Origin of the sequence: Methanobrevibacter sp. UBA417 (genome assembly GCF_002508845.1) — an archaeon.
Classification (GTDB): Archaea; Methanobacteriota; Methanobacteria; order Methanobacteriales; family Methanobacteriaceae; genus Methanobrevibacter_A; species Methanobrevibacter_A acididurans.
On record NZ_DAZC01000037.1, the window covers coordinates 16,663 to 21,399 of the forward strand.

At 29.0% G+C, this 4,737-nt stretch carries 4 protein-coding genes; all 4 read right to left on the reverse strand.

What is annotated here, in order from left to right:
- Positions 1–1,007 (reverse strand): B-box zinc finger protein (locus BP769_RS08510; RefSeq protein ID WP_413862404.1); only part of this gene is annotated, 1,007 nt, incomplete at its 3' end.
- Between the two features lie 421 nt (positions 1,008–1,428).
- Positions 1,429–2,685, reverse strand: coding sequence for a hypothetical protein (locus BP769_RS08515; protein WP_413862406.1), 1,257 nt, complete (start codon positions 2,683–2,685; stop codon positions 1,429–1,431).
- Between the two features lie 218 nt (positions 2,686–2,903).
- Positions 2,904–4,460 carry a serine--tRNA ligase gene (serS, locus tag BP769_RS08520; protein WP_413862408.1) on the reverse strand — a complete coding sequence of 519 codons (1,557 nt, stop codon included), beginning with the start codon at positions 4,458–4,460 and terminating at the stop codon, positions 2,904–2,906.
- Between the two features lie 18 nt (positions 4,461–4,478).
- On the reverse strand, positions 4,479–4,737 hold a 259-nt coding region (locus BP769_RS08525; RefSeq protein WP_413862410.1), incomplete at its 5' end, for a KEOPS complex subunit Pcc1.

Below are 4,737 nucleotides of genomic sequence, written 5' to 3' on the forward strand. Positions count from 1 at the left end.
TCAGATTGCTGATTAGCATAAGCACTTTGAACACGACCAGTATCAGGTTCACTATTTAAATGACCTTCCTCTTCAAGAATACGTTCACGAATCTCCTCATAACTTAAACCATCATCACTATCATTATTATTTTGCATGTGAACAGGAACAATAACATCCTCATCATCACTTTCACTTAAACTACTAGTATAAGTCCCATCATTAAAACTATCCTCAATACTACTAGTAACAGTTTCCGCTACCTCTACCTCTTCCTCATCATCATCATCTTCTGGTTCCTCTTTTTTAATAAAAGGTTTACGTGTTAAAGGACCATTTTCAGCTTCATCCATAGCTAATTGATCTTGAAGAGATAAAGGTTTATCAGATTTAACTTCCTCACTAATACTTTCTTCACTTTTATCAGGTTCATCATAATAAAGATCTTCTAAATACTTCTCATACTTAGCTTCTAACTCTTCATCAGGACCATCACCCTCACTTACAACCTCACTTTCCTTGAAAACTGCAGGCTCCTTCATTCCAGGCTCAGGTACCTTATAAACATCATCACTCGCTGCTTCCTCTTTTCCTTCATTTAAATATGAAGCAGACTCCTCAGTTAAACCTTTCTCTTCAAGCATACTTGAAATCTTAGCTGCAGAACGGAACTTATGCTTACCAGCACCATTAGAAACACTAACCTCTTCATTTTCTTCTTCAAATTGGTTTTCAAAGTCATAATCCCCATCTTCAGCTGCCTCATCCTCTAATTCAGGTTCAACTTCACCAGTACTAATATCACTTTGACTTGCAGGTTTTCTTTCAACTTCACCAGTACCAATACTAGGTTCCGGATTCTTATTCCCCATAGCTTTTTCAACTATACTTTCAGTAACCAATTCATTAATACAATCTTTACAATAAGTATTTCCAGCAATTTTTATAAGGCACTCTTCACATATTGCTTTACCACAAACTGCACAATTAGCCACTGCTTCTCTATCTGGATGATTCTCACAATTCATTTAAATCTAACACTCCAACAAACCATTTATTTTTTTCCCTGAGAAAAATTAATGTTTTATCCCTTCCAATAACTATTTAATTTATTATTTATTTTTTTTAAAATAAAATGAGGGGGTTTAAAAAAATTTTTTTAATATTTAATTATAAATAACTAATAATATAATCTTATTAATGTTATATATCTTTAACAAAACTCTTTATTAAAGTTTGTTTTATACTACCCATTACTCCTTAAAATTAATACTAAAATAAGGAATAATTAATAATTATCTTCTGAAAAAATAATATTATGGTGTTTAGATGGATATGAATTATAGCTCTATAATTTGTTGAAGATTAATTTTTCATAATATTATTTCATTCATAAAATTATATTTATATTCTCCAATTTAATTTTAGTATTTTTGTTAATTTAATAGCTTAATGGGATTTGGTGTAAGATAATTCATTTGCATAATTCAATGTTAAATTTATTAAAGCTAATTTAGTATAATAAATTAAATCATCCAAGTTATCATAACTAATATAACCACTTCCTCCATGAACGATTTTGGATCTAGTAATATACATACTTTTTAAAAATGATTTAATTTTATCTTTATAATCTTCTTTATCAATTAAATCTGCAACTTTAAAAGATATAGTTTCTGATTTATCTTTTTCATCAATTACAAAAGCGGTTTCTAATGAGATTATCAGTTTTAACAATTGTTCATATCTACTGAAAAAATCGAAATTATCGTTTGAATTTGCACGTTTATTTTCTGGAAAATCTCCTAATTTTGGGACTGGTGTAGAAATAGCTTCTCCAAACCAGTATATAGCATGTATTAATTTATTCTCAAAATTATTTCTTTTTTCATTTTTTACAATTGTTGATAAAAAATTTAGAGGTTGTTTGTTTTTCTTGAGAAATGTACTGTCTATTTCAGTATCGATGCTATTATATGGCCAATTCATACTTCTAGAAGTTATATTTTTTATTTCTGCATATGAAATATATTTAATACTAGGTAAATCATTAGTGAATCCTTGTAAATTAAAATTTAAGTAGCATTTTGGGTCTATAAATAATTTTAAAATATTTATAGCTATTTTAATATTGAATTCTGCTTTTATAGTGGCATATTCCTTTGATCCAAATGTGGTTGTTTTTGCATAAGTACACTTTAGTTTATAAAAATCAAAATTATCCTCATTTATTTTTTCTTTTTCTTTATCTATGCTTTTTACAGTGAAAAATTCAACATTACCTATTGAAAAATTTTGTTCTATACTTAAATTTTCTATAATAAAAGTAAAATCGTAATAATCAAATTCTTTTTCAGCAATATTCTCTATTTTATCTTTAAATTTATCAATTTCAATATTGTACTTTTTATCAAATTCTTCTGAGTTTAATTCTGATTTATCAAATAAAGATAATTCACCTAACATAATTAAAACATTATCTTCAATATCTTCTTTTTTAAAATTATTATTAATTAAATCATTTTTTAAAATTTCATTTAAAATTTGTGTTATGTGATCGTCTACTTTATCATCTCTTGGTATTGCAGTGTCATGATTTAAATTTATTATACTATATCCTTCTTGAGATTTCACATGTTTTGAAGCTTTTAATGCTTCTTTAATATTTTTTTTCAATGATTTAGATTCAGTGTTAATTAAATTCATATTTCATAACCTCATTAAGAATAGTTAACTCTTATGATTATAAATTATTATCTAAACAAATTAAAAAGTATTAAACTATTCTTAGTGGGTTTAATATTTTGATATTGAATTTTATTTTTAAAAGAATATTGAAAATAATTATAAAAATAGTATGGAAAAAGTTTAAATTAAAAAATTAATTATAGAAATATTAAATTTCTATAATTGTTATTCATGTTTTATTGTTTTGGCCAGGTTAAAACTTTAGGTGTTTTTGCATCTTTTAAGCGGTCAAGCACCATTTTTGGCCAGTTTTCTTTATCGAATCCTTTTTGTGCAAGGAAACCGAATAACCAACGTGTTAATCCGAAACCTGTACAACCTGTCCAAATATTGTGTTGGTGTGCTTCTTGTATACTGAATCCTTCTACGAAGTGTGTTCCATGATTGTTTGCACTTACTACTGCAACTCCTTTGTCACGGTTTGGTACTACTAGTCTCATTTCATATTTTGGCACGTCTGGGAATTCTATTCCACGGTTTTCAACTTTTCGTCCTTCAAGGTAGAATGGATCATCTCCAACTTCTGTGTACCATTCAAGTTCTAATTCACTTGCTAAGTCTTGGGATAAGAGGAGTGTAGCATCTCGTACTTTATCTACTTGTTCTGGGGTTCCGCACCATACTGCTTCTACTCGTTGGAATTCATGTACACGGTCTAGGCCTTTTGCACCTCCACCTTCCCATCTGTAGGTCCATCCACTTTTATCGAAACATTTTATTGGTAAGTCTTTTTCATCAACTACTTCGTGTGAGAGGAATTCGTAGAATGGTTCGCATTGTGCTGCAGCATTAACATATCCTGGATCTTTTAAACCATCTTTTAGGAGGTCTATTGGTATTTCATGGTTAATGATTAATTCTTGTTTGAATTTATCAAATGCTTCAGGGTCTCTTTTTGGTGCGCTTACATAGTACATTCCTTCAGGTAGGCCTTCTAAGTATTTCATTTTATCTAATACTTCGAATGGTATGAGTTTTGGGAATAAGCATTCTTGGAAGTCAAGTTTATCTAATACTTTTTCCACGAGGATGCTTTCTATTGCTCGTTCAAGTGCGGTCATTTTTGGTCCATAGAACCATTGTCCTTTTCCAGGGAATTGTTTAACCCATCCAAGTTTTAATGCTTCTTCGGTCACATCATCTACAGGGTGTAATTCGAATTTATCACTTCTGTAAACTATTTCACCTGGTGTACTGTTCATCTTGTAGGTTAAATCTAATTGTTCACCATTTTCATCAGTTAACTCTTCCTTAGTAGCTACCTGTTTTATAATACGATTAATGGTTTGTTTTTTAATTTCAGATTCATTAATATCTTTAATTGTGAAACATACAAAATTATCTTCTTCCTGGATATCTTGGATTTGTTCGAATTTTAAAGCTGCATCCTTATTAAAACTATACTCATCAGTTGGTATGCTTATTTCATAGGTGTCTATGTGCATGTCACGTACACCTAAATGATATTTTTTACCAACAATTTTACTTAATGGATTTTTTAAACGTAATAATCCGTCATGTGCACGTATTTTATGACCAGATTTAATGGTTAAGTTTAATTTATCACCAGTAATATTCCAATCAGTAATTTGTGCTCCTGCTTCTGGGGTTTCATTTCCTAAACCACGGAGTAATAATTCTTTATTCGCATCATCTATGAAGCTTTGAATATCTTCTTTAGCTTCTGTTGCATCTTTACTAAAGGTAATTTCTCCTTTGAGTGTGAATTTCATTTTCTTCCACATTCTCCCTTAAAATTTTTTTTCTGTATTTAGTTGTGATTTTTCAAGTATTTTCTCAACAAGTATCTCAGATGCTATTAAATCATCACTGGTGCTTAAGAAACTGCCTAAATTTTCACTTGTAATTTTATAATTTATAATATTATCTGTAATAGTTGATTTACAGTACCCTTCATCATCATCTACTTTTAACGATTGATAAGATATTTCTGCATCTTCACTTTTCTTATATTCTATTTTTATATCTGCTTTAATCTTCACAGTAAAA

Excerpts from the sequence above, each read along its gene's own strand:
- BP769_RS08515 (WP_413862406.1), bottom strand. The coding sequence starts at position 2,685 with ATGAATTTAATTAACACTGAATCTAAATCATTGAAAAAAAATATTAAA.
- serS (WP_413862408.1), bottom strand. The coding sequence starts at position 4,460 with ATGAAATTCACACTCAAAGGAGAAATTACCTTTAGTAAAGATGCAACA.